This is a genomic window from Sphingomonas sp. 66-10 (genome assembly GCF_001897045.1).
In the GTDB taxonomy this organism is placed as follows: Bacteria; Pseudomonadota; Alphaproteobacteria; order Sphingomonadales; family Sphingomonadaceae; genus Sphingomonas; species Sphingomonas lycopersici.
Genome location: NZ_MKRR01000060.1, coordinates 3,680 through 4,987, shown reverse-complemented (window position 1 = coordinate 4,987; position 1,308 = coordinate 3,680). Strand labels below are relative to the sequence as shown.

Below are 1,308 nucleotides of genomic sequence, written 5' to 3'. Positions count from 1 at the left end.
ATATCGCCCCGCTCTATGACGTGCTGACGGTGGCCGAGTTCACCGAGCCGGGCTGGGCGCCGCAGACCCGCCGCGAATGGCGCTTCCGCAGCAACCCGCAGGAGATCGCCGAGAACGGCGTCGATTTCGCGCATTTCCAATATGTCCACCGGATGGACGCGGTGCCCGAGGGCGAGGCGCGCTACGACGGGCATATTCGCCGTTCTGAGGCGAATGGCGTGCGGACGATGACGCTGCCGACCGGCGAAACCAAGATCGTCAATTCCAGCGTCACCACCGTCCAGAACGGCGCGGGGCAGAAGACGACGCATCTCACCGGGCTGGTCACGCTCGCGCTGCAGGTGCTGGTGACGCCGATCGAGGCGGACGAGTGCGAATTGCGCTTCTGCTTCACCCACCCGGTCGTCGAGCCCGGGTCGTTCGAGGACAAGGCGATCCAGGCGGCGATCGCCTCGACCACCGGGCAGACCGGGGTGGAGGGCGATATTCCGATCTGGGACAAGAAGATCCACCGCGCCCGCCCGCTGCTGTGCGACGGCGACGGGCCGATCCTCCGCTTCCGCCGCTATTTCGAACAATTTTACGCGCCCCCCGGCGGCGGGGCGCAGATGGTCGCCGCCGAATAACGTCGATCTGATTTCCCCTGGTCCTGCACAAATCCGGCGCGGTGCGCGCCGGGTAACGACGGAGATTTGCTATGACGGCATTGCGCTACAGAATGGGCCCGGTCGCGACGCGTTCGGCGGGCGGCCTCAACAACAGCGTGCGGTCGATCCGCGCGATCTATGAAACCGATCCGGCGGTCTATGCCGCGATGCTGCCGCGCCCGCTGACGCCGGTCGCGCGGCCGGAAATCTTCGTCCAGTTCGCGCATGTCGCGATGCACGTCACCCCCGAGCGGACGGTCGAGATCGGCGCGCTGACAATGGGCGTGGTGTGCGATTACGAGGGCCAGCGCGGGGCTTATTGTTTCCATATGGCGATGGAAGGCGAGAGCGTCGTCACCAGCGGGCGCGAGCGGTTCGGCGAGCCGAAGAAGATCGCAACGACCAGCTTCGAGAAGAACGGCAATCACGTCCGCGCGACCTGCTCGCGCCACGGCATCACTTATTGCACGATCGAGGGCGAGATCGGCGCGGAAAACGCCAACCCGCGGCAGTTCGAGGAATATATCTACTGCTACAAGGGCCTGATCGACATTCAGGACCCGACCAAGTTCGACGGCGACGTCTATCTCACCCAGCTCGACTGGCAGCGCAATTACACCACCCGCGCCGATATGACGGGCACGATCACGCTGGCGGAATC

Annotated in this window: 1 protein-coding gene and 1 pseudogene; both read left to right on the top strand. The window is 65.1% G+C overall.

The window, feature by feature from the left end:
• Positions 1 to 626, top strand: a pseudogene (locus BGN95_RS06050) (Rieske (2Fe-2S) protein); the annotation flags it as partial.
• Between the two features lie 71 nt (positions 627 to 697).
• Positions 698 to 1,308: acetoacetate decarboxylase family protein (locus tag BGN95_RS06045; RefSeq protein WP_286771983.1), on the top strand; the 611-nt coding region annotated here is incomplete at its 3' end.